This is a genomic window from Acinetobacter sp. NIPH 542 (assembly GCF_000369825.1).
Lineage (GTDB): Bacteria > Pseudomonadota > Gammaproteobacteria > Pseudomonadales > Moraxellaceae > Acinetobacter > Acinetobacter oleivorans.
In genome coordinates, this window is the sequence record NZ_KB850204.1 from 403,150 (window position 1) to 429,368 (window position 26,219).

Annotated in this window: 34 protein-coding genes and 2 pseudogenes; 26 read left to right on the top strand and 10 right to left on the bottom strand. The window is 40.8% G+C overall.

Going from position 1 to position 26,219, the window contains the following annotated elements; all coding sequences use genetic code 11:
- Positions 1 to 2 precede the first annotated feature (2 nt).
- On the bottom strand, positions 3 to 632 hold the full coding sequence (locus F886_RS02930) for a ComF family protein (protein ID WP_005301204.1): 630 nt from the start codon (positions 630 to 632) through the stop codon (positions 3 to 5).
- The gene (recG, locus tag F886_RS02935; RefSeq protein ID WP_004789653.1) at positions 625 to 2,670 is read right to left on the bottom strand and encodes an ATP-dependent DNA helicase RecG; all 2,046 of its coding nucleotides are present in this window, start codon (positions 2,668 to 2,670) and stop codon (positions 625 to 627) included. The genes F886_RS02930 and recG overlap by 8 nt, the downstream gene beginning before the upstream one ends.
- Before the next feature lie 20 nt (positions 2,671 to 2,690).
- On the opposite strand from recG, the gene F886_RS02940 reads away from it, so the two are divergent.
- A complete protein-coding gene (locus F886_RS02940) occupies positions 2,691 to 3,518 on the top strand; it encodes an NAD(P)H-binding protein (protein WP_005301207.1) in 828 nt (275 codons plus the stop codon).
- A gap of 67 nt (positions 3,519 to 3,585) precedes the next feature.
- Positions 3,586 to 4,569, top strand: coding sequence for a putative solute-binding protein (locus tag F886_RS02945; protein ID WP_081402080.1), 984 nt, complete (start codon positions 3,586 to 3,588; stop codon positions 4,567 to 4,569).
- Positions 4,570 to 4,615: 46 nt separating this feature from the next.
- Here F886_RS02945 and plsB read toward each other — a convergent pair whose 3' ends face one another.
- Positions 4,616 to 7,189, bottom strand: coding sequence for a glycerol-3-phosphate 1-O-acyltransferase PlsB (gene plsB / locus F886_RS02950; protein ID WP_005301213.1), 2,574 nt, complete (start codon positions 7,187 to 7,189; stop codon positions 4,616 to 4,618).
- Between the two features lie 276 nt (positions 7,190 to 7,465).
- Between plsB and F886_RS02955 the strand changes: the two genes are divergently transcribed.
- Both F886_RS02955 and F886_RS02960 read left to right on the top strand, forming a co-directional pair.
- Entirely contained in the window at positions 7,466 to 8,338 is an 873-nt protein-coding gene (locus F886_RS02955; protein WP_003653674.1) for an acyl-CoA thioesterase, read from the top strand.
- A 108-nt stretch (positions 8,339 to 8,446) separates the two neighbouring features.
- Complete coding sequence (locus F886_RS02960; RefSeq protein WP_005301217.1) at positions 8,447 to 9,712, top strand: dicarboxylate/amino acid:cation symporter; 1,266 nt, start codon at positions 8,447 to 8,449, stop codon at positions 9,710 to 9,712.
- Positions 9,713 to 9,758: 46 nt separating this feature from the next.
- Here F886_RS02960 and F886_RS02965 read toward each other — a convergent pair whose 3' ends face one another.
- The 7 genes and pseudogenes from F886_RS02965 to F886_RS02990 all read right to left on the bottom strand — a co-directional run bounded on the left by F886_RS02965 (position 9,759) and on the right by F886_RS02990 (position 15,923).
- A complete protein-coding gene (locus tag F886_RS02965) occupies positions 9,759 to 10,709 on the bottom strand; it encodes a metal-dependent hydrolase (RefSeq protein ID WP_081402063.1) in 951 nt (316 codons plus the stop codon).
- A 123-nt stretch (positions 10,710 to 10,832) separates the two neighbouring features.
- Positions 10,833 to 11,609: a ribosome biogenesis GTP-binding protein YihA/YsxC gene (yihA, locus tag F886_RS02970; RefSeq protein ID WP_004789642.1), complete on the bottom strand. Its 777-nt coding sequence runs from the start codon at positions 11,607 to 11,609 to the stop codon at positions 10,833 to 10,835.
- A 100-nt stretch (positions 11,610 to 11,709) separates the two neighbouring features.
- Complete coding sequence (locus tag F886_RS02975; protein ID WP_005301222.1) at positions 11,710 to 12,147, bottom strand: RrF2 family transcriptional regulator; 438 nt, start codon at positions 12,145 to 12,147, stop codon at positions 11,710 to 11,712.
- A gap of 85 nt (positions 12,148 to 12,232) precedes the next feature.
- Entirely contained in the window at positions 12,233 to 12,997 is a 765-nt protein-coding gene (locus tag F886_RS02980; protein ID WP_005301244.1) for a globin domain-containing protein, read from the bottom strand.
- A gap of 2 nt (positions 12,998 to 12,999) precedes the next feature.
- Positions 13,000 to 13,112: pseudogene (locus F886_RS20190) on the bottom strand (hypothetical protein); the annotation flags it as partial.
- A 29-nt stretch (positions 13,113 to 13,141) separates the two neighbouring features.
- Positions 13,142 to 14,689, bottom strand: coding sequence for a helicase HerA-like domain-containing protein (locus F886_RS02985; protein ID WP_005301247.1), 1,548 nt, complete (start codon positions 14,687 to 14,689; stop codon positions 13,142 to 13,144).
- 43 nt (positions 14,690 to 14,732) lie between these two features.
- A complete protein-coding gene (locus F886_RS02990; protein WP_005301250.1) occupies positions 14,733 to 15,923 on the bottom strand; it encodes a PLP-dependent transferase in 1,191 nt (396 codons plus the stop codon).
- 168 nt (positions 15,924 to 16,091) lie between these two features.
- Between F886_RS02990 and F886_RS02995 the strand changes: the two genes are divergently transcribed.
- From F886_RS02995 to rplO, 22 genes and pseudogenes are all read left to right on the top strand, one after another.
- Positions 16,092 to 16,820, top strand: coding sequence for a type 1 glutamine amidotransferase (locus tag F886_RS02995; RefSeq protein WP_005301253.1), 729 nt, complete (start codon positions 16,092 to 16,094; stop codon positions 16,818 to 16,820).
- Between the two features lie 252 nt (positions 16,821 to 17,072).
- Entirely contained in the window at positions 17,073 to 17,384 is a 312-nt protein-coding gene (rpsJ, locus tag F886_RS03000) for a 30S ribosomal protein S10 (protein ID WP_000070912.1), read from the top strand.
- Positions 17,385 to 17,442: 58 nt separating this feature from the next.
- Entirely contained in the window at positions 17,443 to 18,081 is a 639-nt protein-coding gene (gene rplC / locus F886_RS03005) for a 50S ribosomal protein L3 (RefSeq protein WP_004639526.1), read from the top strand.
- Positions 18,082 to 18,092: 11 nt separating this feature from the next.
- Complete coding sequence (gene rplD, locus F886_RS03010; RefSeq protein ID WP_003653663.1) at positions 18,093 to 18,695, top strand: 50S ribosomal protein L4; 603 nt, start codon at positions 18,093 to 18,095, stop codon at positions 18,693 to 18,695.
- Positions 18,692 to 19,012, top strand: a complete 321-nt coding sequence (gene rplW, locus F886_RS03015) for a 50S ribosomal protein L23 (protein ID WP_003653662.1) — start codon at positions 18,692 to 18,694, stop codon at positions 19,010 to 19,012. Before rplD ends, rplW begins: the two co-directional genes overlap by 4 nt.
- A gap of 11 nt (positions 19,013 to 19,023) precedes the next feature.
- Positions 19,024 to 19,848, top strand: a complete 825-nt coding sequence (gene rplB, locus F886_RS03020; RefSeq protein WP_005301260.1) for a 50S ribosomal protein L2 — start codon at positions 19,024 to 19,026, stop codon at positions 19,846 to 19,848.
- A gap of 13 nt (positions 19,849 to 19,861) precedes the next feature.
- Positions 19,862 to 20,137 (top strand): 30S ribosomal protein S19, encoded by a 276-nt coding sequence (rpsS, locus tag F886_RS03025; protein ID WP_001138119.1) that lies wholly within the window; start codon positions 19,862 to 19,864, stop codon positions 20,135 to 20,137.
- Between the two features lie 11 nt (positions 20,138 to 20,148).
- Entirely contained in the window at positions 20,149 to 20,478 is a 330-nt protein-coding gene (rplV, locus tag F886_RS03030) for a 50S ribosomal protein L22 (RefSeq protein ID WP_004639524.1), read from the top strand.
- A 1-nt stretch (position 20,479) separates the two neighbouring features.
- Positions 20,480 to 21,296 (top strand): annotated as a pseudogene (gene rpsC, locus F886_RS03035) (30S ribosomal protein S3).
- Positions 21,236 to 21,649 (top strand): 50S ribosomal protein L16, encoded by a 414-nt coding sequence (rplP, locus tag F886_RS03040; RefSeq protein WP_002049688.1) that lies wholly within the window; start codon positions 21,236 to 21,238, stop codon positions 21,647 to 21,649. Before rpsC ends, rplP begins: the two are co-directional and overlap by 61 nt.
- On the top strand, positions 21,649 to 21,846 hold the full coding sequence (gene rpmC, locus F886_RS03045; protein WP_000849928.1) for a 50S ribosomal protein L29: 198 nt from the start codon (positions 21,649 to 21,651) through the stop codon (positions 21,844 to 21,846). Before rplP ends, rpmC begins: the two co-directional genes overlap by 1 nt.
- Entirely contained in the window at positions 21,843 to 22,100 is a 258-nt protein-coding gene (gene rpsQ, locus F886_RS03050; protein ID WP_001291845.1) for a 30S ribosomal protein S17, read from the top strand. Before rpmC ends, rpsQ begins: the two co-directional genes overlap by 4 nt.
- Before the next feature lie 92 nt (positions 22,101 to 22,192).
- Positions 22,193 to 22,561: a 50S ribosomal protein L14 gene (rplN, locus tag F886_RS03055; protein ID WP_001982634.1), complete on the top strand. Its 369-nt coding sequence runs from the start codon at positions 22,193 to 22,195 to the stop codon at positions 22,559 to 22,561.
- A gap of 9 nt (positions 22,562 to 22,570) precedes the next feature.
- The gene (rplX, locus tag F886_RS03060) at positions 22,571 to 22,888 is read left to right on the top strand and encodes a 50S ribosomal protein L24 (RefSeq protein ID WP_002116820.1); all 318 of its coding nucleotides are present in this window, start codon (positions 22,571 to 22,573) and stop codon (positions 22,886 to 22,888) included.
- Between the two features lie 15 nt (positions 22,889 to 22,903).
- The gene (gene rplE, locus F886_RS03065; protein ID WP_004789621.1) at positions 22,904 to 23,440 is read left to right on the top strand and encodes a 50S ribosomal protein L5; all 537 of its coding nucleotides are present in this window, start codon (positions 22,904 to 22,906) and stop codon (positions 23,438 to 23,440) included.
- 9 nt (positions 23,441 to 23,449) lie between these two features.
- Positions 23,450 to 23,755: a 30S ribosomal protein S14 gene (rpsN, locus tag F886_RS03070; protein ID WP_004789619.1), complete on the top strand. Its 306-nt coding sequence runs from the start codon at positions 23,450 to 23,452 to the stop codon at positions 23,753 to 23,755.
- 11 nt (positions 23,756 to 23,766) lie between these two features.
- The gene (gene rpsH, locus F886_RS03075; RefSeq protein WP_004789617.1) at positions 23,767 to 24,162 is read left to right on the top strand and encodes a 30S ribosomal protein S8; all 396 of its coding nucleotides are present in this window, start codon (positions 23,767 to 23,769) and stop codon (positions 24,160 to 24,162) included.
- 13 nt (positions 24,163 to 24,175) lie between these two features.
- A complete protein-coding gene (rplF, locus tag F886_RS03080; RefSeq protein WP_005301272.1) occupies positions 24,176 to 24,709 on the top strand; it encodes a 50S ribosomal protein L6 in 534 nt (177 codons plus the stop codon).
- A 14-nt stretch (positions 24,710 to 24,723) separates the two neighbouring features.
- Positions 24,724 to 25,074 carry a 50S ribosomal protein L18 gene (gene rplR, locus F886_RS03085; protein WP_003653654.1) on the top strand — a complete coding sequence of 117 codons (351 nt, stop codon included), beginning with the start codon at positions 24,724 to 24,726 and terminating at the stop codon, positions 25,072 to 25,074.
- Positions 25,075 to 25,076: 2 nt separating this feature from the next.
- Positions 25,077 to 25,574, top strand: coding sequence for a 30S ribosomal protein S5 (rpsE, locus tag F886_RS03090; RefSeq protein WP_003653653.1), 498 nt, complete (start codon positions 25,077 to 25,079; stop codon positions 25,572 to 25,574).
- Positions 25,575 to 25,580: 6 nt separating this feature from the next.
- Positions 25,581 to 25,757: a 50S ribosomal protein L30 gene (gene rpmD / locus F886_RS03095; protein WP_000849088.1), complete on the top strand. Its 177-nt coding sequence runs from the start codon at positions 25,581 to 25,583 to the stop codon at positions 25,755 to 25,757.
- A gap of 3 nt (positions 25,758 to 25,760) precedes the next feature.
- Complete coding sequence (rplO, locus tag F886_RS03100; RefSeq protein WP_004789613.1) at positions 25,761 to 26,201, top strand: 50S ribosomal protein L15; 441 nt, start codon at positions 25,761 to 25,763, stop codon at positions 26,199 to 26,201.
- Positions 26,202 to 26,219 lie beyond the last annotated feature (18 nt).

Below are 26,219 nucleotides of genomic sequence, written 5' to 3' on the forward strand. Positions count from 1 at the left end.
TTTTAACTGGTCAAAGTTGCCGCTAAACAAGCGGCATGGATAGATGTGCAGCCTAATTGTTTAAGTGCTTGACTGAGCGCGTGAATAGAACTTCCAGTGGTTATCACGTCATCAATAATAAGAACGCGGCGATAACGCCGTTTTTCTTGAGTAAGCGCAATAAACTGTTGTTCAATGTTCTCAAAGCGTTCCAGTCGAGAAAGTCCTTTTTGCGAATGTTCAGCAAGACGTTGTATCGGCTGCCAAACAGGTATTTTTAATTGTTTGCTTAAGATGTTTGCAAGTAACAATGACTGATTAAAACCACGATCGATTAAACGTTGATTTGAAATAGGCATAGGTACGATAGCTTGTATCTTGGGAAATTTGAGTTGTTGTAAAATTTCACCTAACAAAATTTCATAATGTAATTTTTGTTCATATTTAAACTGCTGAATGATCCGGCTAACTGGATAAGCATACTCACAGGCCACAAGAACTGATTGATCATTGCGTTGAATTGTTTGTTTAAGCCAAGGTAACTGCTTCCAACAGTCATTACAGAGCGAATATTTTTCACGTACATCTGACTCACATAACAAGCAAGGTGAGAGTAATTGAATAAGATGCTGTGGGTTTAAGAAACTAAACATACGCGTAGCGAGGTGCTTCAGGAAGCCAACGTTTTAATAATGCATCTGCTTGTTCTGGATAATCTTTTAAGACTTGCTGAGCTACATAATGAGCTTGACTGAGTAAGTGATCATCTCGCTCTAAACGAGCAACTCTAAACCCCATATCCCCAGTTTGTTTGGTACCTAGTAATTCACCCGGCCCGCGTAACTCAAGATCTTTTTCTGCAATCACAAAACCATCATTGCTTTCTCTTAAAATAGAAAGTCTCTCTTGGCCATTTTGAGAAAGAGGCGTTTTATATAAAAGTACACAAAAGCTGGCTTGAGCGCCTCGACCTACGCGACCGCGTAACTGATGTAGCTGAGAAAGTCCTAAACGTTCAGCATTTTCAATGACCATAATAGAAGAGTTGGGAACATCGACACCAACTTCAATGACCGTGGTTGCGATAAGAAGCTGTAACTCATTATTTTTGAACGCTTGCATGACCGACTGTTTTTCGTCGGCTTTCATTTTGCCATGCACTAAGCCAATATTAAGTTCAGGAAAGCGTTCTTTCATCTCTTGGTAAGTTGCTTCTGCTGCTTGAGCATCTAAAGTTTCAGATTGTTCAACCAGTGTACATACCCAATATGCCTGTTTCCCATCTCTACAATTCGAAGCAATTCGTTGAAGTACTTCTTCGCGGCGGTCAAGAGGAATTGTAACGGTTTGAATTGGAGTACGACCTGGAGGTAACTCATCAATAATTGATGTGTCTAAGTCGCCATACGCACTCATTGCCAGTGTTCTTGGAATAGGGGTAGCTGTCATGACGAGTTGGTGTGGGGTGAACTGCTCAGCACCTTTATTACGTAAAGCTAAACGTTGGTCTACACCAAAACGATGTTGTTCATCAATAATCACTAGCCCTAATTTGGCAAACCCAACATTGTCTTGAAATAAGGCATGTGTACCAACAATAAGTTCCGCGTGGCCTTCTTTAATCTGTTGTTCTGCTTGGGCTCGGGCTTTACCTTTTTGTTTGCCAGATAGCCAAGCAACTGTAATACCTAATGGTTCAAACCAACGTTTAAAATTCAAATAGTGCTGTTCTGCAAGAATCTCAGTCGGGGCCATTAATGCAACTTGCCAATCCGCTTCTAAAGCATGACAAGCCGCTACAGCAGCAACTAAAGTCTTTCCAGCCCCAACGTCACCTTGTACTAGGCGCAACATAGGTTGGTGTTGTTTTAAATCATTTAGAATTTCTTTAGATACACGTTTTTGTGCATTGGTCATTTGAAAAGGTAAAGCTTCTAAAAGCTTTTTAGCTAATATTTTACTGCTTGAAAAAGCTGGAGATGCAATTTGACGAATATAAGCACGGCGATTAAGTAAACTAATTTGGTGTGCAACTAGCTCTTCAAAAATAAGTCGTTGTTGGGCTGGGTGTGAACCTTGGGCCAACTGGAGCATATTGGCATCAACAGGAGGCTCATGAATGTAATACAAAGCCTCTTTAAGCGCATAGCCATTAGTATATTTTTTGGGGAGCAGCTCTGGTAAGGCATCACTATGATGCTTTAAAGCTTGTTTTACATATTCACGCAGTTTAGGCTGAGTTAGCCCATCCGTACTTGGGTAAATTGCTGTAAGCTGAGTTTTTGGTAGAGGTGTATGTTCATGAATAAGCTGAATTTCAGGATGATACATCTCAAGCCCGCGGGCACCGACGCGAACTTCACCAAAAATACGTAAGCGATGACCCGGTTTTATTTTGTCAGTCAGATTTTTATAAATATGATAAAAGCGTAAGGTGACTTTACCGAATTCATCTTGAACCAAGGCCGCCATAGATTTTCTTTTTCCCGGAGGAAAATCAATTGATCTGACTTCACCTTCAAGTAAATAGCTACGTCCAACCACAAGTTGATTCATTGCAATAATCGTACTGCGGTCTTCATAATCACGTGGCAGATGAAACAGTAAATCATCTGTGGTAAAAATATTTAGTTTTTCGAGTAGGGCTGCTGAAGCCGATCCAACGCCTTGTAACTGATGGACTGAAGTCATGTCCCCTCAACGAGTTTTCTATGCATATATTATTTATCGGTTATGGTAAAACATCTCAGCGTGTTGCTAAACAACTATTTGAGAAAGAACATCAAATTACCACAATCAGTCGTAGTGTAAAAACGGATAGTTACGCAACACATCTTGTTCAAGATATCTTTAAACTTGATTTAAGTAAAATTGAACCAGTGGATGTCGTATATATTTTACTTTCTCCAAACGAGAGTACGGTTGAGGGGTATCAGCATACTTATGTAGATAGTATTGAACCGATTCGAGATGCATTAAAAATACATCCAGTAAAAAAAATAATCGTCGTGTCATCTACGCGGGTATATGGCGAAAATAGAGGGGAGGTCATTGATGATTTTAGTGAAATTCAGCCAAATGATGCACAAGGCCATGTATTGCGTAATATGGAACTCCTTTGGCAAAAACATTATCCAGCACAATGTGTAATTATTCGCCCAACTGGTATTTACGGAACTTCCATAGCCCGTTTGAAGAAAATGGCTGAAAATAGTCAAAGTTATCCAAATATACATTATAGCAATCGAATACATATTGATGATTTAGCAAAGTTTTTGGCTTTTATGGCGGACTATGAAAATCATCAAGCCAGCTATATTGTGACTAATAATCAACCATTGCCTTTGCATGAAGTTATCGTGTGGTTCCAAAAACAATTGGGTTTACCAGAGTTAACGTTAGAATCAAACCAAATCTCAGGTAAACGAATTTATGCGAAACATTTGCCTGAAACGGGTTTTCGATTAGAGCATCCAATTTGCTTTAATGACTATTTATTATGTTTAAATGTTCATAGCACTAAACAAAATTTTGATTAAACTTTAAATAAGAACAGAAATACCTGATGAGGCAGTCAAATTGCCGATAAAGATAAAAAGTTTGAAAGTGAAAAGAATTTGTTTAGCTCTTATTTTGAGCGTAACAGCTGTTGCTAGTTGGGCCGAGGATCAGGTGTGGTGTGCATATGATCCGATTGGTTCCCAAGGGGATATTACACGTCGTTTAAATGACATTCGGTTATATGCTCAGCAATACCAAGTCAAATTTAAAGTGGTGACCTATCAAAAAGAACAACAGGCCATACAAGCTTTTGATGATGGTAAATGTTCAGGTTTAGCGGCATCTAATTTTAATACTTATCGCTATAACCAGTTTATGGGAAGTACCGCAGGGATTGGGCTTATTCCTAATAATCGTACTGCTAAAAGCTTATTACAGCTTTTGAATCATCCAACAGTCGAAAAAAGATTAATTTCTAAGGATTATGAGGCAGTAGGAATGATTCCTGTTGGCACGGCCTATATGGTCCTAAAAAATAAAAAAATCTCTAGAGTTGCTCAATTAAGAAATCAGCGTATTGGCGTGTTACCAAATAATCCACCACAACAAGCATTGGTACGAAGTGTAGGTGCTCAGCCAGTTTATGTTGATTTATCTAATGCGATTGTGCAGTTTAAACAAGACAAAATCGATATTGTTCCAGCCCCAGTGTATGGGTTATTGCCATATAATTTACAAAAAGAATTTGGACCCGATGTTCAGGTGATTAACTTTCCTTTGGCATATTTTGGAGTTAATTTAATTATTAAGCCGCAAGCTTATCCTGCTAATTTTGGTCAAAAAATTCGAGGATGGTTTGTTCAAAATAGTCAATTACTGACTAACCGTGCAACTCAGTGGGAAAATCATTTACCTGCTTATTACTGGGTAGACGTTTCTTTTTATGAAAAGCAGAGCTACGACGTTATGGTTGCCAAAATACGTAATCAGTACGTGCTTTCAGGTTATTACGATGCTTATTTTGTCCAACTTATGAGGCGTCTGCGTTGTATGGATGATCCACGCTATTTTGAATGTCCAATGCGCTAATAAAATAAAAGGCAACCGAAGTTGCCTTTTATTTTGAGTAAAAATCTTAAGATTTTTTACGCTTTAAACGTCGTTTTGCTTGTTGAGAGGCCATCGCTTCAAGTGCATCTTTCAATTCTTCGTCGCTAAAGGTCGTGATGTGCTGCAACATTTGTAAGGTTACTTCATCAAGAACCAACTGTGCGCCAGCAGCCATTTGACGGAAATTATCATCAAACTCGATTTGGCCTTGGTCGTTGGTACGAATGTAATTTTGCTGTGTAAGAACTTTTAAGAAGCTTTGGAATAAAGCTTTGTCGAAGAACTCTGGTGAATTAAATTCATATAGAACTGACAAACGTTGTCCGAGTAAATGACTTAATTCTTCAACCTGTTTAGCAGAAATATTACCTGAACCACGTTGAGTAATGAGAGCAAGCGTCATGTAGTAACGCTCAAGACTTTGCTTAACAGGCGTAGCTAAAACAACAAGCTGATTATGCTCTTCAGTGTTTGGTGCAGAGCTAATTAAATTACCTTCATCATCTTGCTGAATAAGGTTTGATTGAACCAATGCATTTGCATATTGCTCAATTTGTTCTTTAAGTTCGCTACTCTTCCATTTAAGGAATAACTCTGCTTTTAAGAATGGATACAGGGTGTAGATAACATTGGTTAAATCTGAACGGCTGATTTTTCCATTATGTTCAACAAGTGATGCAACCAATGACGGTAAAACAAAGGCGTGCAAAATGTTATTACGGAAATAGGTCAGAAGAACAGCTTGGTTATCTTCAATCGCAATAATATCGCCGAGCGCATGCTGAACTCGTTTAATGAGTTTAAGTTTTAAACCATAAGCAATAATTTCTTTACCAGAAAGCGGCGTTACTTCCATACGTTGATCATATGGGAAGTTCGATGCTAGATTGCGGTAAGCTTCAAGCTGCTTAATACAAATTTCTTCATCAAGCGTATGCTTTGGAGTTGCAAGTAAAATAATAGAAAGTAAAGAGACAGGGTTAATCACTACAGCTCGGTTAATATTTTCTAAAATTGCATGTGCAGAGCTATTTACGGCATCTGAAACCGCTTGAGGAATTGGGTCGTCATTTTTCTCAATAAAAACGTTTTCTGCATTATGTTGTTTAAGCAGATCATCGAGGAAAACAGGTTCACCAAAGTTCACGTGGACTTTACCGAAAATACGTTCAATTTTTCGTAAGGTTTTCACAATACCAAAAATTGATTCAGCTTCTTTCGGTTTACCTTGCATTTCGCCTACGTAGGTTGAGCCTTCCATTAGGCGTTCATAACCAATGTAGGTGGGTACAAATACAATTGGCTTTGTACGACCACGTAAATGACTATGAACCGTCATAGCAAGCATGCCAGTCTTAGGCGGTAATAGGCGTCCTGTACGCGAACGTCCACCTTCAATAAAGTACTCAAGTGGCGTGTTACGTGACAAAATACTATATAAATATTCTTTGAATACTGTTGTATAAAGGCCATTTCCGCGGAAAGAGCGGCGAATAAAGAAGGCACCACCACCACGTAAAAGCTGACCAACGAAAGGTAAGTTTAGGTTATCACCCGCAGCAATATACGGAACCATAAGGCCACGTCTATAAATCACATAAGACAATAATAAGTAGTCAATATGGCTGCGGTGGCAAGGTGTGTAAACCACTTCATAATCTTTTGCCAGTTCACGAACAGTACTGAAGTTATGCACATCTACGCCGTCATAAAGCTGAGTCCATAAGCGCGTTAAAGCAAGATCGGCAAAGCGGACTGCTGAATGTGAATAATCCGATACGATTTCATTGACATAACCAATCGCACGGCGTTCAGCTTCGAGCATACTCACTTTCCCGCGAATACTTTCACGGCGGATTGCTTCTTGGACATCACGAGATTTCACAACCGATTGCATGACATTACGGCGATCCGATAAATCGGGGCCTAACACCACTTCACGCTGACGATCTAAGTAATCATTTAACGTACTTACAATATAAGTGGCTGGTGAAAGGTTTGGATAATGCTGTTGAGCATATTCAACCAATTCACGTAGCGATTGTGGTTCATGAAACTCTAAATAAGATTGGCGACCATGTAAGCCAATGTTGACCAATTGCTTAACGGTGCTTGGTGTAGCCCATGTGTCTGAAAATAAAAGCTTAAACCAAGAATCTTCTTTATCTGGTGAGCGTCCCCATAAAACGGTAACTGGAACAAGCTCTATATCAAGTTCAGGATTTTCTTGTAAGACTTCAATCAGTTTTAGTAAGCGTGGTGGAAAAGCATGAGGAGGAGGATTCAGTAAATTATTTTCATCATTGTGCTGTAAAAATAAAACTGATGCTTTTTCCTGATGAGTGCCAACAACTAATGGGTCTAACGCAGGTTTTAAATTTAAACGACGCGTTTCTCCATCAACCACCAAAGCATTGCTTCGAGAATGGTTTTGTAAGACATAGCACACCACTTTCTGGCGGTCAGTCTTTGCTTCTGTTTCTGTTGTTTCTGATACTGGTTCAGTAGGAACTTCCCCAAGAACATGTGGTGTTACCACGAGGTCAAGTAGCTTACTCGAAAGCCGACGATACATTTGACCAAACCCACTCTTGGACATAAGAACTCCTACTTCTTAAAGACAAATCCCAGCACCAAATGCGGAGGGTAATTATTTTGAGGCATTTATTGAAAAAAACAATATGCTACTTTCTTATAAATTATAATGCTTTTGGCATATTTTATCGTTAAAAATCGTATTTTTAGCTGTTATATGAGCAATGTTCATCAGAAGTTGACTGATTGTTCCATGTTCAAATAGTTTTTTATGGCACAATAGATTCTACACATCTGTCCTTTAATACGATTTTTTACCTGAAATATGAAGGTATCTCTCATGAATGCGTTAACCCAAGAGCTAGTCGAGCTTCTCACTTTAGAAAAGCTAGAAGAAAATATTTACCGTGGCATGAGCCGTAATCTTGTCGGTAAACGTGTCTTTGGTGGACAGGTTTTGGGTCAGGCTTTACGCGCAGCATCTTATACAACGGATCGCCCAGCGCATTCTTTACATGCATATTTTTTGTATGGCGGCGATATTAATGCCCCAATTATCTATGAGGTAGACCGTTTACGGGATGGAAAAAGCTTTGTAAGTCGTCAAGTTCGGGCGATTCAGCATGGGCGAGTTATATTTTCAGCGATGGTCTCTTTTGCCAATCCAGAAGAAGGTTTGAACTATCAACATCAAGAACCTGAGTACCCAGCACCAGAAACGCTTAAATCTGAAAATGAGCTAAAACAAGGTATTCTAAACTTTGTACCTGAAAATGTTCGTGCTAGTTTTATGCGTGAGCGTCATGTAGAAATTCGCCCAATTGATCCAGTCAATCCATTTCAGCCGCAACCTGAAGCTCCTTATAATGCGCACTATATTCGTACCCATGATCGTATTCCAAAACAGCTAGATGATATTGCCTTGCATCAAGCAATTGTTGCCTTTTATTCAGACTTTACCTTAATGACAACGGCTTTAAGACCGCATGGCTTAAGTTATATTTCTCCAAGTTTGCAATGTGCAAGTATTGATCATGCAATTTATTTCCACCGTCCACTTCGTGCTGATGAGTGGATGCTTTATGACATGGAAGCCACAGTGAGTGCGGCTTCAAGAGGTCTCAATTTCGGTCGTATGTGGCAAAATGGCCAACTTGTATGCAGTACCGTACAAGAGGGTTTAATTCGTTTGCGGGAAATTGAAACTCAATAGTCCTATTGAAGAGCCATCTAACCAGATGGCTTTTTTATTTTTAATGGGAACGATGTGACAAAAAATTGCTCGAATGAAAAGCAACCTCATGTCATATTGTAAATAGGTATGCCAACTGAAAAAAATAATGCTGATATGAACTTAAATACACAAATTCTGATTGCCGCCATTTTAGGTTTAGCCTTTGGTTTCCTACTCACCATGTATCCAGACACAGCTTTTGTAAAACATAGTTTATATGGGCTTGGAATATTAAGTAGTGTTTTTATCGGGCTTCTTAAAATGCTTTTGGTGCCTTTAATTTTTAGTTCGATTGTTGTAGGGGTATCAAACCTACAAGCGGGCGGACAGTTAGGGCCAGTCTGGAAAATCACATTTTTATGCTGTTTAACTACAACGACTTTAGCCTTAATTTTAGGTATTAGTTGTGCTCATTTATTTGAGGTGGGGCGTGGCATAGATATTTCTATTTTCCAGACATCTATGCAAAATTATCAAGCACCAGATAGTTTAAACCCAGCAAGTTTTTTCACTAATTTTATTCAAAACACTTTAATCAATCCATTTAAAGCATTTAGTGACGGTAACGTTTTAGCCGTTGTGGTCTTTGCTTTATTTGTCGGCGTTGCTTTGGTACAGGGTGGGGAGCGTTTCAAAAGTATTCGTGTATTGAGTCACCAGTTTTTTGAGATGATGATGCTGCTCGTTGGCTGGGTCATGAAATTAGCGCCTTTGGGTATTTTTGCTTTATTAGCAAAACTAATGGCAACCGAAGATATTTCGGTATTAAGTCGTTTGGCTGAGTTTGCAGTCGTTGTAACAGGCACAACCATTTTCCATGGTGCTGTTGTTTTACCATTACTACTTTGGATTTTTGGCCGCATGAGCCCTTGGACTTTTTTCAAAGGGACACGTACAGCATTAATTACAGCATTTGCAACGAGTTCTAGCTCTGCCACGATGCCGCTTAGCATGAAGTGTGCACAAGAAAACTTAGGGGTGCGCCCTCAAACAGCGGGATTTGTTATCCCACTCGGTACTCAGCTTAATATGGATGGTACTGCTCTATATGAGGCGGCAGCTGCACTCTTCGTAGCAAATTTAGTGGGACTAGATTTAAACCTGACACAGCAAATTATCGTGTGTTTAACAGCAATGATCGCATCACTTGGTGCACCTGGAATCCCGAGTGCTGGCATGGTGACTATGATTATGGTTTTACAATCGGTAGGTTTACCAGCTGAAGCAATTGCCATTTTACTGCCAATTGACCGCTTACTAGATACGGTGAGAACGGTGGTAAATGTGCAGGGCGATATGATGATTAGTGTGGTTGTAGATCGTTATACCAAAGATAAAGATATCAGTGTCTAATCTCTGAATAAAAAAAGCAGGATTTAAAATCCTGCTTTTTTTATTTTTAAGCTGCTTGAAGTTCTGCTCTTTTGGCTGCTGGAGATTGCGATAAATAGCTAACCGCATCTTCAGTGCTACCTTCTTTAACTGGATCATACCAAGGCATGAGGTAATCAATTTGTTGCGAAATAAGCCAAAATGGATTTGGTAGCACTTGGTTATCTTTGCGACTAATCTTAAGCCATTCTACAGCAACCCATACTGGGAAAAATCTCGACTTGGCCGCATCAGCAAAACGTGGATCTTGTTTCATAATATGTGCAGCACCGTCTACCCATAAACCAAGTACCAATACAATCACTGCAAGGCTTAAATAGTAGCGGGGAATATAGCCACCACCAAGATGACGATATAAATCAAAGGCTACGGTACGGTGTTCAATTTCTTCTGAACCATGCCATTTAACCAGATCGACCATTTCAGGGTCAGCGCCTAATTCTTCCCAACGTTTGTTATAGAGTGCATATTTGCCTAATACACAGGTCATATGTTCAACAGTGGCAATAACGCCTAAACGGAAAAGGTCCCATTGCTCTTGTAGAGCTTGAGGGACTTCTTTATCGAAAGGCTTATCTGCTAAGGCTTTGGTAAATAGATAATTCATAATGTCCAGATTTCTCTGGATATCAATATTACGTGCACTTAAATATTCTTTATTCGCAGAAGTATGTGCGTTGGCGTGCATAGCTTCCTGACGGATAAATGCTTGGACATCCTGTTTAAGTTTTTCGTCTTTAATTTGAGGTAAAACTTTATTGTACAAACGGCAAAACCAGAACTCACCAGCAGGCAAGATGTTATTAATTTCATTAATAAAATAACTTGCGAAAGGCTGATTAGGAATCCAGTCGACAGGGGTATCTTTCCAGTCAAATTTAACTTTACGTGGAAGAATTTTATAATCAATAGAAGAACCTAAAGCCTTGTTCTTCAAAAAAGATAGCAATTTCATCATTTAGTCCTGATTTTTAACTCGATGAAGTTATAACGAGTATAAAAAAAGCCCCTACATTTGTGTTTAGCAATAGGGGACAATTGAGTATAAATTTAATGAAAAAATTGTATCTGTTATGACAATTTAGCTTTCAGCATCTTCATCTGTCGCTTCAGGGATTGAATCGACATCAAATTCTGGCTGTTGATCTAGCGTAAAATGCAGACGTCCACCCATGACACTTGCAAGCTCTTCCAAACCTAATTTGTTAAGTGAAGAGAAAAGCTGAATAGAAAAATCAAGCTTCATTTTTTTAAGTTGTTGTTTAACTTCAAGCAATACTTTATTTGCAGGACCACGATTAAGTTTGTCTGCTTTCGTTAAGAGAATATGAACAAATAGATGACGCGAATAAGCCCACTCTAGCATCATCATGTCAAAATGCTGCAGAGGATGGCGAATATCCATAAGTAAGACTAAGCCTTGTAAGCTTTTACGGTGAATTAGATAGTTTTCTAATTCCTTTTGCCACACCTTTTTCATATCTTCAGGTACAGCTGCATAACCGTAACCTGGAAGATCGACTAAACGCTGATCGGGATTACCTAGACTAAAGAAGTTAATCATTTGAGTACGACCAGGCTTTTTAGAAGCACGTGCAAGTTGTTTCTGATTAGTTAATGCATTAATAGCACTAGACTTACCAGCATTTGAGCGTCCTGCAAAAGCAATTTCGTAGCCACTATCTTCAACACAAAGTGCCAATTTAGGTGCACTCATTAGAAACTCAGCTTGGCGTAACCAGTTTAGAGATTGCACAGCATAGGCTGTGATCGCCGGATCTGGTGCTTTTTCATAGCTGATCTTTTGCTTGGGTGCGAGTCTGGCTTTGGTGTCTTTCGATTTTTCACTACGACGCATAAAAAATAACTTTTTAAATGAGAGGGCTCGCGCCTAGTATAAAGGAGCTTGGATATTCTTGCTAATTTTCAATAAATCAACTTATGAAAATCAATAGAAGTTAGATTTCTAAAAAGGCAATAGGGGAGTTAGCAGGAGCAGATTTTGATTGCTGCAAAACTTCTCCGAGTGTGTATTGGTCTAGGCTTTGATAAAAGCTCTCTAGAGCTTGATCTAAAATACCTTTTAAACCACAGTGACTGCGTAATACACAAGGTGGTGTATTGCATTCAACGATTTGATTGTCACCTTGTAATATTCGAACAATTGAACCCAAATTGGAGTTAAGTGCATCTGGGTTTAAGCGAATTCCACCGCCTTTTCCACGAATGGTAATAATCCATTCTTGTTTGCCCATAAAGTGAACAACTTTAACCAGATGGTTTTGTGAAACATGCAAATCTTTCGCGATTTCTGCAATCGTGTAGGGTGCATCACTTGGGCGTGCAACATACATTAATATTCGTAATGCATAATCGGTAAATTTATTAAGCTGCATGATCACCAAAAATGGAAGAGAAAAAGGATGATCATCTTAGCCTGAAAGTTTAAATAAGAAAACTTTCAGGCAAGAGGTTTTTACATTACAGCGTTAAAGGAGCTGAAACCTGTACTTGATCACCAACTCTATAATGCTCAAGCAAGATGTTCGAAACTGAAAATTCAGTATGGTTTTCTTCAGGCTGAACTTCAAAGTGATATGAGTTATTTTCTTGAGCTTCTGTAAATTTAAAAGCTTTCGGCTGTTCAAGCTGTTGCTCTGGGACTTGTACTTTTACCGAAATAAAAGCATTTGTAGGACTGGTTAGTACGTCCTCATGATCAGTTGCTTTTAAAGTGAAACGTTTGCCAGATTCAAGAGGATCAATTTGTGTAATTTCAAATGGACGCCAGCCAGCCCATCCACCTTTTAAGCTCTCAAGTTGTTCATATTTTTGTTTTTCAATGCCAATCAAGATATCTGCCAATTGTAGATAAGCTTGCTTCCACGCTTCGATAAGTTCTGATTCAAATGGCACGTTAAGTACTTCACTAATTGAATGAAGTAAGTTGTCACCAACAATTGCATATTGATCAGGCTGAATATCCAAGCTCACATGTTTAGTAGTGATACGTTCAACAGCTTTGGCTAGAACAGTAGGGTTCTCAATATTTTCTGCATAAGCAAGAACCGCAGCTGCAAGCGCACGCGGCTGACGTAAGCTAGTTTGGTCATCTAAGTTAAAAACATTTTTTAATTCGGGATTGTTATTAAGCATACGCTTATAAAAGTATGTAGTCAGCGTAACACCGTGTTCACGTAAAACCGGTACAGTAGATTTAACAAGTTCAATTTGTTGTGGAGTCATGGCTAGACCTTATTTATCTGGCTATATAAGATGTATTTAAAATACATCTTTAAAAAAGTAATGGCAATAGCTTTTCGAGAAAAACCATAAAAAAATTAGGGGATATAAAATCCCCTTAAATTAACATTATGTTATTAAATATTTTTATTTACCAAATAAAGAGCCTAGTAGGCCTCGAACAAGTTTTTGACCTGTACTTCCTCCTAAACTACGTGCAGCACTTTTTGCAAAAGTTCCAACAATATCTTGGGTAAGTTTGGCTCTTTCACGTGCTGCCCGTTCTTCCTCTTTTAATTGATCACGTGCCAATCTTTCCTGCTCTTTCGCCTGCTGTTTTGCTAGGGTTTCTTGCTCTTTCGCTTGTTGTTTTGCAAGCTCGGCATTTTGTTGCTGCTGTTCGCGTTCAGCCACTTTATTTTGTAGCATTTCATAGGCGCTATCACGATCTACAACCTGCTCATAAACTCCAGCAATAATACTTTGTGAGATTAAAGCTTGACGCTCTTCTGGAGTGATTGGTGTAAATGCAGAGTAAGGAGGCATGACCCAACCACGCTCAACAATTTGTGGAGTACCTTGCTCATCTAGGCAACTAATGAGTGCCTCACCAACACCCAGTTCAGTAATCGCTTCATCAACTTTAAAGTTTGGATTGGCTCGGAAAGTATCTGCTGCGGTTTTTACCGCTTTCTGATCTTTAGGGGTAAATGCGCGTAGGGCATGTTGAGCGCGATTACCAAGTTGACCTAGAACACTTTCAGGTAAATCGAGTGGATTTTGGGTAATGAAATAGATACCTACTCCTTTAGAACGAATTAAACGTACAACTTGTTCAATTTTGTCTTGGAGTGCTTGGCTGGCATTGTCAAATAATAAGTGAGCTTCATCAAAGAAAAACACGAGTTTAGGTTTATCCATATCACCGACTTCTGGAAGCTGTTCAAATAGTTCTGAAAGCATCCATAAAAGGAAAGTGGCATATAGCTTAGGTGTATTCATGAGCTTGTCAGCCGCAAGAATATTAATGTAGCCATGACCATTTGCATCGGTTTGAATAAAATCTAAAATATTTAAAGCAGGTTCACCAAAAAATTGCTCTCCACCTTGGTCGGCAAGGGCGAGTAAATTACGCTGAATAGCGCCTAGGCTTGCTGGAGATAAATTGCCATATTCTGCTTTAAACTCGGCTGCATGTTCACTCACAAAAGTGATCATGGCTTTTAAATCTTTAAAATCTACTAATAGTAGACCTTGGTCATCTGCAATACGGAATACAGCAGATAGCACACCCTCTTGAGTATCATTTAAATTGAGCATACGAGCCAATAAAATTGGCCCAATTTCAGAAATGGTAGTACGAATAGGATGGCCTTGTTGACCAAATAAATCCCAAAAAACAACTGGATTAGCTGCGAAAGGAACGCTATCAATCTGCAAAAGCTTTAGTCGTTCATTAAATTTATCTGAAGCTTCTCCCGCTTTTGCGAGACTCGAAACATCACCTTTAGCATCGGCAAGAAATACCGGTACACCAATTCGAGAAAAACTCTCTGCTAGAACTTTTAACGTAACTGTTTTACCTGTACCCGTGGCGCCCGCAATAAGTCCATGGCGGTTAGCAAACTGGGAAAGTAAAACAATTTCTTTGGATGTGTCATTAATATTTTTAGCAATAACAATCGGTGTACCCATATATTTTTATCCTGTGGTTCGAGTCACTATGATCTTGTCGTTTTTACAGTTGTTTCAGTGCATTTTCGATATCTTGTATTAAATCTTGTGGATCTTCTAGTCCTATACAGAAGCGAACCAATAATCCTTGTTGTAAATGTGTATTCTCAAGTTTTCTCATCATTTTTAAATCATAAAGCATAATCAGACTAACGGGTCCTCCCCAGCTAAAACCAAGCTTAAATAACGCTAATGCATCGCAAAAACGACGTACTGCTGTAATGTCATATTCAGGTTTGAAAATAACACTGACTAGACCAGCACTTTGATTGTTTATGCAGATTTCTTGCCAATATTGATGGCCTGGGGCGGCCTCATCACTTGGATGTAGAACTTGTGCAAATTGAGATTGGTCTTTTAGCCATTTAAGTAAAGTTTGAGCATTGGCTGATTGTTGTTTATAACGTAAAGACATATGAGCAAGACTACGTTGGACTTGAGCTGCATCGTCTCCTGAAACTGCAATACCTAAAATGGCATGCGTACGGAACAGGCGGTGATGAAGTTTCTCATCACGAGTTACAATGCTACCCATTAAGATGTCGCCGCCGCCACTCGGATATTTGGTGAGGGCATGCACGGTTAAATCGACTGATAGATGTTCATCAGAAAAATTAAAAGCATTAAACGCAAGCCCAGCTCCCCAAGTGTTATCTAGGGCTGTTAATACACCGTGTTTTTTTGCTTTTTTGACTAGATTCTTAAGATCAGGAAATTCTAGAGTAACTGAGCCGGCTGCCTCTAACCACAATAGCTTGCTTCTTTCAGTTGGTTGAAAACTTGAGGCATCAATAGGGTTGTACACTTTGACAATAACGCCATATTGATTTTGCAGATGATTTAAATGCTCAAGGTTTGGTCCATAAATGTTGTCTGGTACCCATACTTCATCATTAGTACTTAAAAATGCTGAGTTCACAACATTAATTGCTGATAGGCCACTTGGTGCAAGCAAACAATGCAATCCACCTTCAATTTGCGCAATATTGTCGCCTAAGGTGAAGGTGGTGGGGGTGCCGTGTGTCCCATAGCTATAATCGTAGTCATCCGTCCAGTGGCGATCAAAAAGGTGCGAAGTTGATTTAAAAATAATAGTAGATGCACGAAATAAGGGTGGTTGTACTGTTTCAATAAATTGCGGGGCCTTTCTTTGTGCATGAATGAGGCGAGTCTGGAAGTCGTTATGCTTTTTCATAGTGCTTTGCATTTCAAATAATAAAGTTAGATTAAGAGAAATTTAGATTCTTCGCTAGATTTACGAAGTTTTATAAGACGTTTCGTTACAGTAGACTCATAAAATAAAAACTTGGCTTTATTTTTGCAAAGACCACTACAACATTCTAACAAAAATAGGTTTAAGCGCATGAAGTCGCATTTACGTGTTCACTATTTTCAACATATCGCCGGTGAGGGATTTGGAAGTTGTTATTCATTTTTACAAGCCCACCACGCGACAATTAGCTCTACAGAGTTTTTTGCACTTCCGGTTGATCGGTCACTTGAAATAGAAGCTTTGCCTCGAATTGATGAGGTTGATTTACTATTGGTCATGGGTGGCACCATGAGTGTAAATGATGAGGCAAACTTCCCGTGGCTAAAGATAGAAAAAAGATGGTTGCGCCGTTATTTGGCAGCGGGAAAGCCAGCTATTGGTCTTTGTTTAGGGGGGCAGTTAATTGCTAATGCGTTAGGTGCTGCGGTAAGCCGTAATCGCTATCAGGAACTTGGATGGTCAACAGTTCAGAGAGTTGCAAATTTACCTCAAGAAAGCTTCCCATTACCAGAGAAGATAAAGGTGATGCAGTGGCATAGCGAGACATTTGAAATACCTAAAGGTGCTATACATTTGGCTGAAAATCAGGCCTGTCGCAATCAGATGTATCAGATTGGAAAAAATGTACTGGGTTTTCAGTTCCATCCAGAGATGACACCAGCAGCTCTAGCGCTTTTACTTGAAGATGAAGAAGAGCTTTCTATTTTTGATGGAGAATATGTTCAATCTACGCGTGAATTATATTCTTCCGAAGCACAAAAATTTGAACAAGGTAATCAACTTCTAAATAAAGCGATTGAATTTGTAATAAGTGCTTAGTTTAGTTCCCAATACACGATTAAAGCAGGTTTTGTGGAGAAAATAGAAAAAGAGAATTGCATAAGACTTAAACAATCGTTATAATGAGCGACCCTCAATAGGAGGGGCATTTACTGCGAAGAAAGTGGTAAATGTGCATTACAGTCGTGGCATCGATCATGACCTTAGTGATTTTCACTGCCTTTGACACTTACCAATGGGTGAGATGCGTCAAAGGTGATTCTTTATATGTTTGGCTTGGAGTTTACTGGTATGTCTAACCAGAGAATTCGTATCCGTTTGAAGTCTTTTGATCATCGTCTGATTGATCAATCTGCTCAAGAGATCGTAGAAACCGCTAAGCGTACTGGCGCACAAGTTTGTGGTCCAATTCCGATGCCTACTCGCATCGAACGCTTCAACGTTCTTACTTCACCGCACGTTAACAAAGATGCGCGTGACCAGTACGAAATCCGCACCTACAAACGTTTGATCGACATCGTTCAACCTACAGATAAAACTGTTGATGCATTGATGAAATTAGATCTTGCGGCTGGTGTTGATGTTCAGATCGCTTTGGGTTAAGGCTTTCGGTTGATTAACTTTTAAGTTAATTAGGCCGCTTTTTTAGAGGTTTATGCACATGGCTATTGGTTTAGTCGGTCGCAAATGTGGTATGACTCGCATCTTTACAGATGCAGGTGTTTCTGTACCTGTTACAGTCATCGAAGTCGATCCAAACCGCATTACGCAAATCAAAACACTTGAAACTGATGGTTATCAAGCTGTTCAAGTAACTACTGGTGAACGTCGCGAATCTCGCGTAACTAACGCTCAGAAAGGTCACTTCGCGAAAGCTGGTGTTGCTGCTGGTCGTTTAGTTAAAGAGTTCCGTGTTACTGAAGCTGAGCTTGAAGGTCGTGAAGTTGGCGGTACTATTGGTGTTGATTTGTTCACAGTTGGTCAAGTAGTTGACGTAACTGGTCAATCAAAAGGTAAAGGTTTCCAAGGTGGTGTTAAACGTTGGAACTTCCGTACCCAAGACGCTACTCACGGTAACTCAGTTTCTCACCGTGTATTAGGTTCTACAGGTCAAAACCAAACTCCTGGTCGCGTGTTCAAAGGCAAAAAAATGGCTGGTCACTTAGGTGATGAACGCGTAACAGTACAAGGTCTTGAAATCGTATCTATTGACGCTGAACGTTCTGTTTTAGTTGTTAAAGGTGCAATTCCTGGTTCAACTGGCGGTGACGTGATTGTACGTCCTACCATCAAGGCCTGAGGGGAAATACCGTGAATTTGAAAACTGTTTCCGGCTCTGCTGTTGAATTGTCTGAAGTTGCTTTCGGACGTGAATTTAACGAAGCTCTTGTACACCAAGTTGTTACTGCTTACTTAGCAGGTGGTCGTCAAGGTACTCGTGCTCAGAAGTCACGTGCAGACGTTTCTGGCGGTGGTAAAAAACCATTCCGTCAAAAAGGTACTGGTCGTGCTCGTGCGGGTTCTACTCGTAGCCCAATCTGGGTTGGTGGTGGTAAAACTTTTGCTGCTCGTCCACAAGATTGGTCTCAAAAAGTAAACCGTAAAATGTATCGCGGTGCAATGCAATGTATCTTAGCTGAACTTGTTCGCCAAGATCGTCTTGTACTAGTTGAAGAGTTTGCTATTGCAGCTCCAAAAACTAAAGAATTGCTTGCAAAGCTTGGCGATTTAAATGCCGCTCGTGCATTGATCGTTACTGAAGCTGTAGATGAGAACTTATATCTTGCAGCACGCAACCTTCCGCATGTAGATGTGGTAGATGCTACTGCAATCGATCCTGTAAGCTTGATCGCGTTTGATAAAGTTGTGATGTCTGTAGCTGCTGCTAAGAAAATTGAGGTAGAACTCGGATGAACAACGAACGTATCTATCAAGTCCTTAAAGGACCAGTCTTCTCAGAAAAGGCACAAGTTTTAGGTGATACTGTTGGCGTTCAAGTATTCAAAGTAGATATTAATGCTACTAAACTTGAAGTTAAAAAAGCAGTTGAAAAACTTTTTGGTGTAGAAGTTGTTAAAGTTAACACTACTATTACTAAAGGTAAAACTAAGCGCTTTGGTAAAACATTAGGACGTCGTTCTGATGTTAAAAAAGCATACGTCACCCTGAAAGCTGGCCAAGATGTTGAAATGGCTGACTTGGGCGATACCGCTGAAAGCGCAGCGGAATAAGGACGAAAATTATGCCGATTCAAAAATGTAAGCCAACGTCTCCAGGACGTCGCTTTGTAGAGAAAGTGGTTCATGACCACCTTCACAAAGGCGCGCCTTACTCACCGTTGGTTGAAGCAAAAAAACGTACTGGTGGTCGTAATAATAACGGTCACATTACAACTCGTCACGTTGGTGGTGGTCATAAGCAACACTATCGTATCGTTGACTTTAAGCGTAATAAAGACAGCATCCCAGCTGTTGTAGAGCGCATTGAATACGATCCTAACCGTACAGCACATATTGCTTTGTTGAAATATGCTGATGGTGAGCGTCGTTATATCATTGCTCCTAAAGGCTTACGTGCTGGCGATAAAGTACAATCTGGTAACGATGCTCCAATTCGTCCAGGTAACTGCTTGCCACTTCGTAACATGCCTATCGGTTCTACACTTCATAACGTTGAACTTAAAATTGGTAAGGGTGCGCAATTAGCGCGTTCTGCTGGTGCTTCTGTTCAGTTGTTGGGTCGTGATGGTTCTTACGCGATTGTTCGTCTTCGTTCAGGCGAAATGCGTAAAATTCATGTTGAATGCCGCGCTGTAATTGGTGAAGTTTCTAACCAAGAAAACAACCTTCGTTCATTGGGTAAAGCTGGTGCTTCGCGCTGGCGTGGTGTTCGTCCTACCGTACGTGGTATGGCGATGAACCCAGTTGATCACCCGCACGGTGGTGGTGAAGGGCGTAACAAAGGTATTCAACCTGTAAGCCCATGGGGTCAAAAAGCTAAAGGGTACAAGACACGTACCAATAAGCGTACGACTAAGATGATTATTCGCGACCGTCGCGTCAAGTAAAGGAATCTGACTAATGCCTCGTTCTCTGAAAAAAGGCCCATTCGTCGATGCGCACTTGTTCGCTAAGGTTGAAGCGGCTGTTGCTAGTAACTCTCGCAAGCCGATTAAAACTTGGTCTCGTCGTTCGATGATCCTTCCAGATTTTGTTGGTCTAACAATTTCTGTTCATAATGGTCGTAATCACGTTCCAGTAATTGTTACTGAGCATATGGTTGGTCATAAACTCGGTGAATTCGCGCCAACTCGTACCTATCGTGGTCACGGTGTTGACAAGAAGTCTAAACGTTAATAGGTGTCATGATGGAAGTAACTGCTAAATTACGCGGTGCCGCTATCTCGGCACAAAAGGCACGTTTGGTTGCAGATCTTATTCGCGGCAAATCTGTTGCGCATGCTTTAAATATCTTAAACTTCAGCAATAAAAAAGCTGCTGTTTTAGTAAAAAAAGCATTGGAATCTGCGATTGCAAACGCTGAACACAATAACAGTTTAGATGTTGACGATCTTAAAGTTTCTACGATTTACGTTGATGAAGGTGTTAGCCTTAAACGTATTATGCCACGTGCTAAAGGCCGTGCAGATCGTATTACGAAGCGTACTTGTCACATCACCGTTAAGGTAGGGGTTTGATATGGGTCAGAAGGTTCATCCAATCGGTATCCGCCTAGGTGTTGTGAAACGTCATAACGCTAACTGGTATGCGAGTCCGAAACAATACGCTGAATACTTGCTTAAAGATCTTCAAGTTCGTGAGTTTTTAACTAAAAAACTTAAGAATGCGATGATCAGCAACATTCTTATCGAACGTCCATCAGGCGCTGCTAAAGTAACAATTAGCACAGCTCGTCCTGGTATCGTAATCGGTAAAAAAGGCGAAGATATTGAGAAATTACAGCGCGAACTTACCAGCATTATGGGTGTTCCAGCGCAAGTAAGTATCAATGAAATTGATCGCCCAGACTTAGATGCGCGTTTAGTTGCTGAAGCAATCGCTTCTCAATTAGAAAAGCGTGTAATGTTCCGTCGTGCTATGAAGCGTGCGGTTCAAAACACTATGCGTGCTGGTGCTAAAGGTATCAAAGTTGAAGTGTCTGGCCGTTTAGGTGGTGCAGAGATTGCTCGTACTGAATGGTATCGTGAAGGTCGTGTACCTTTGCATACATTACGTGCAGACATTGATTATGCAACTATGCGTGCAGAAACAACTTACGGTACGATTGGTGTTAAAGTTTGGATTTTCCGTGGCGAGATTTTAGGTGGCATGAAACAAGTCATGAACCCTGCTCCTGCTGAAGATCGTCCAGCTAAACGTGGTCGTGGTCGTGGTGAAGGTCAAGAGCGTCGTGGTCGTCGCGGTGACCGTGCTGCTGACAAGGGAGAATAATCCATGTTGCAACCTAAACGTACCAAATTCCGTAAGGTGCACAAAGGCCGTAATACTGGTCTAGCGCATCGTGGTAGTACAGTATCATTTGGTTCGATTGCAATCAAAGCAACTGAACGTGGTCGTATGACTGCGCGTCAGATTGAAGCTGCACGTCGTACTATTAGCCGCCGTATTAAGCGTGGTGGTAAAATCTTTATTCGCGTATTCCCGGATAAACCAATTACTCAAAAGCCTCTTGAAGTGCGTATGGGTAAAGGTAAGGGTAGCGTGGAATACTGGGTTTGCCAGATCCAACCAGGTAAGATCCTGTACGAAATTGAAGGTGTGAACGAAGAATTAGCGCGTGAAGCATTTGCTTTAGCTGCTGCTAAACTTCCGTTTAAAACCACTATCGTGACTCGGACGGTAATGTAATGAAAACTAAAGATTTACGTGAAAAGTCGGTAGAAGAGTTGAAAGCTTTGCTTGATGAGCAACAGCTTAACCAATTCCGTCTTCGTATGGCGAAAGCAACTGGTCAGTTGGGTAAATCGCACGAAGTGCAAGTTGCTCGTAAGACAATTGCTCGTATTAAGACACTCCTTACCGAAAAACAGGGGAACGGACAATGAGTGAAAAAACAGTCCGCACGTTAACCGGCAAAGTCGTAAGTGACAAAATGGATAAATCTATTGTTGTTCTTATTGAACGCCGCGTTCAACACCCGTTGTATGGCAAGTCAATTCGCCGTTCAACTAAGTTACACGCTCATGATGAGAACAATGTCGCTAAAATTGGTGATGTTGTGACAATCAAAGAAAGCCGCCCAATTTCTAAAACTAAAGCTTGGACTTTAGTGGAAGTAGTTGAAGCAGCTGCTGAGTAATTCGACGTTCTTGTTGCATCATCGGTCAATTTCGAGTACTCTTTGAGCCTTTCGAAATTGTGACCGGTGATGCTCGGTTTTGGAGTAGGGCAATGATTCAAACCGAAACTATGCTCGACGTAGCAGACAACAGTGGTGCTCGCCGCGTACAATGTATTAAAGTACTTGGTGGTTCACATCGTCGTTATGCTTCTGTTGGCGACATTATTAAAGTTACTGTAAAAGAAGCAATCCCACGCGCACGTGTTAAAAAAGGTGACGTGATGAATGCGGTTGTAGTTCGTACTAAATTCGGCATTCGTCGTCCAGATGGTTCTGTGATCCGTTTTGATGATAATGCTGCAGTTATCCTGAACAACAACAAAGCTCCGATTGCTACTCGTATCTTCGGACCAGTGACTCGTGAACTTCGTACTGAACAGTTCATGAAAATCATTTCATTGGCTCCTGAAGTTCTATAAGAGGCAATCATGGCTAAGATTAAAAAAGGCGATCAAGTTATCGTGATCGCAGGTAAAGAAAAAGGCAAACAGGGTACTGTATTGTCTGTTTCTGAAGACCGCGTTAAGGTTGAAGGCCTTAACTTAGTGAAGAAGCATCAAAAGCCGAATCGTGTAACTGGCGCTGAAGGCGGTATCGTTACTCAAGAAGCTTCGCTTCATATTTCAAACGTGGCAATTTTAAATGCTACAACCCAGAAGGCTGACCGTGTTGGTTACCAAGTGATTGATGGCGTGAAAACTCGCGTTTATAAATCAAATGGTGAATCAGTGGCGGTAGCGAAGTAATAGGTTGAAAAGGCAATGGCCAGACTTAAAGCACGTTACAATGATGAACTTAAAGCAAAGTTAAAAGAAGAACTTAGCATTAAGAACGTGATGGAAATTCCACGCATCACAAAAATTACCCTAAACATGGGTGTAGGCGCAGCTGCAACTGATAAGAAATTATTAGATGGCGCTGTAGTCGACATGCAATTAATTGCTGGTCAAAAACCAGTAATTACACTTGCTCGCAAATCTATCGCTGGTTTTAAAATCCGTGACGGTTGGCCGATTGGTTGTAAAGTTACTTTACGTGGCGACCAAATGTACGAATTCTTGGACCGTTTGATCTCAATCGCAATCCCTCGTATCCGTGACTTCCGTGGTTTCTCTTCGAAATCATTTGATGGTCGTGGTAACTACTCAATGGGTTTGAAAGAGCAAATCGTTTTCCCTGAAATCGATTTCGATAAGATTGATCGTATTCGTGGTATGGATATTACTATTACTACGACTGCTCGCACCGATGACGAAGGCCGTGCGCTTATGCGTGCATTCGGCTTCCCGTTCAAATAAGAGGTCGATATGGCTAAGAAAGGTATGGTTAATCGCGAATTGAAACGCGAAAAAACAGTTGCTAAATACGCTGCAAAACGTGCTGAATTAAAAGCTACGATTGCAAACGTAAATGCAAGTGAAGAAGAACGTTTCGAAGCGATGTTAAAGTTACAAGCGTTGCCACGTAATGCATCTCCGGTACGTCTTCGTAACCGTTGTGGTTTAACTGGTCGTCCTCATGGTTACTTCCGTAAGTTCGGTTTAAGCCGTAACAAATTACGTGACACAGTAATGCAGGGTGATGTACCAGGCGTTGTTAAGGCAAGCTGGTAAGGAGCGACTAAATGAGTATGCAAGATACCGTTGCCGACATGCTAACACGTGTTCGTAACGCACAAATGGCTAAGAAACAAACTGTTTCTATGCCTTCTTCTAAGTTGAAAGTTGCAATTGCAAACGTACTTCAACAAGAAGGTTATGTTTCAAACGTAGAAGTTGCTCAAGAAGAGACAAAATCTACTTTGACAATTACTTTAAAATATTTCGAAGGCAAACCAGTTATCGAAATGGTTAAGCGCGTAAGCCGTCCAGGTCTTCGCCAATACCGTGGTAAAGATAAACTTCCAAGCGTTAAGCAAGGTTTAGGTATTGCAATTGTTTCTACAAGCAAAGGCATCATGACTGATCGCGCTGCACGTGCTGCGGGCGTTGGTGGTGAAGTTATTGCTTTTGTTTCTTAATAGGTGATTCCTCATGTCTCGTGTGGCTAAAGCCCCAGTAACTGTACCGAATGGTGTAACAGTTACTCAGAACGGCCGGCAGGTCGAAGTGAAAGGCAGCAAAGGTACGTTGTCTTTCAACCTGCATGCGCTGGTCGAGCTAAAACAGGAAGAAGGTAAACTTCAACTTGCTCCAGTTAAAGAATCGAAAGATGCTTGGATGCAAGCTGGTACTGCTCGCGCTGTATTGAATAACCTTGTAAAAGGGGTTAGTGAAGGCTTCGAACGTAAGTTGCAGCTAGTTGGTGTTGGTTATAAAGCTGCGGTTAAGGGTACTGTTGTAAACCTTAACCTTGGTTACTCACACCCAATTGACTACGCTTTACCTGAAAGTGTAACAGCGGAAACTCCAACTGCAACTGAAATCATTTTGAAATCAGCAAACAAGCAGTTGTTAGGTCAAGTAGCGGCAGAAATCCGTGCGTATCGTGCTCCTGAACCATATAAAGGTAAAGGTGTTCGCTATTCGGATGAAGTCATTCTTCGTAAAGAAGCTAAGAAGAAATAAGGCGCGAGGTTCTTATGAACGAAAAGAAACAAACCCGTTTGCGTCGTGCGAAAAGCACACGCTTGCACATCCGTGCATTGGGTGCGACTCGTTTGTGTGTAAACCGCACTCCGCGTCACATCTATGCTCAAGTTATTTCAGCAGATGGTGGCAAAGTTTTAGCGCAAGCTTCAACTTTGGATGCATCTTTACGTAGCGGTACTACAGGTAATGTAGACGCGGCTACTAAAGTAGGTGCTTTAATCGCAGAGCGCGCGAAAGCAGCTGGTGTAACTAAAGTTGCATTTGACCGTTCTGGTTTTAAATATCATGGTCGTATCAAAGCCTTGGCTGATGCTGCTCGTGAAAACGGCTTGGAGTTCTAATCATGGCTAAAGTTGAACAAAACGAAGGTCTTGTTGAAAAGCTGGTTGCCGTTGATCGTGTAGCCAAAGTTGTTAAGGGCGGTCGTATCTTCTCTTTCACAGCATTAACTGTTGTGGGTGATGGTAATGGTCGTGTTGGTTTTGGTCGTGGTAAAGCACGTGAAGTTCCAGCTGCTATTTCTAAAGCACTTGAAGCTGCACGTCGCAACATGATTACTGTAGACCTTGCAGGTACTACTTTACAACACCCTGTGAATGCTCGTCATGGCGCAAGCCGTGTATACATGCAACCTGCTTCTGAAGGTACTGGCGTAATCGCTGGTGGCGCAATGCGTGCCGTTTTAGAAGCTGCGGGCGTGCATAACGTACTTGCTAAATGTTATGGTTCTACTAATGCTGCAAACGTAGTAAACGCAACTTTCAAAGGTTTGCGTGATATGACTTCTCCTGAGAAAGTCGCTGCGAAACGTGGTAAATCAGTAGCAGAAATTCAAGGGTAATCAATCATGAAAACGATTAAAGTTACCCAGACTAAATCTTCTTCACATCGCTTGAAAAATCACAAGCTTTGCTTACAAGGTTTAGGTCTGCGTCGTATTGGTCATACTGTAGAAGTGCAAGATACGCCTTCTAACCGCGGTATGATCAACAAAGTCTACTATATGGTTAGTGTAGAGGAATAAGCCATGACTCTGCGTTTAAATGAGCTTGCGCCTGCGGAAGGTGCAAAACGTGAAAACCGTCGTTTAGGCCGTGGTATCGGTTCTGGCGTTGGTAAGACTGGTGGCCGTGGTGTCAAAGGTCAAAAATCACGTAAAAGTGGTGGCGTTCGTCCAGGCTTTGAAGGCGGTCAAACAGCGATTTATCGTCGTTTACCTAAATTCGGTTTCACTAGCCAAATCGCTTTAAAAACTGCTGAAGTACGTTTATCTGAGTTAAGCAAAGTTGAAGGCGACATCGTTAGCCTAGAAACTTTGAAAGCTGCGAATGTTGTTCGTCGTGACCAAGTTCGTGCTCGTATCGTACTTTCTGGTGAAATCACTCGTGCATTCACTGTTCAAGGTGTTGCATTGACTAAAGGCGCTAAAGCTGCAATTGAAGCAGCTGGCGGCAAAGTCGAGGAGTAATCTCGAGTGTCTATGTCT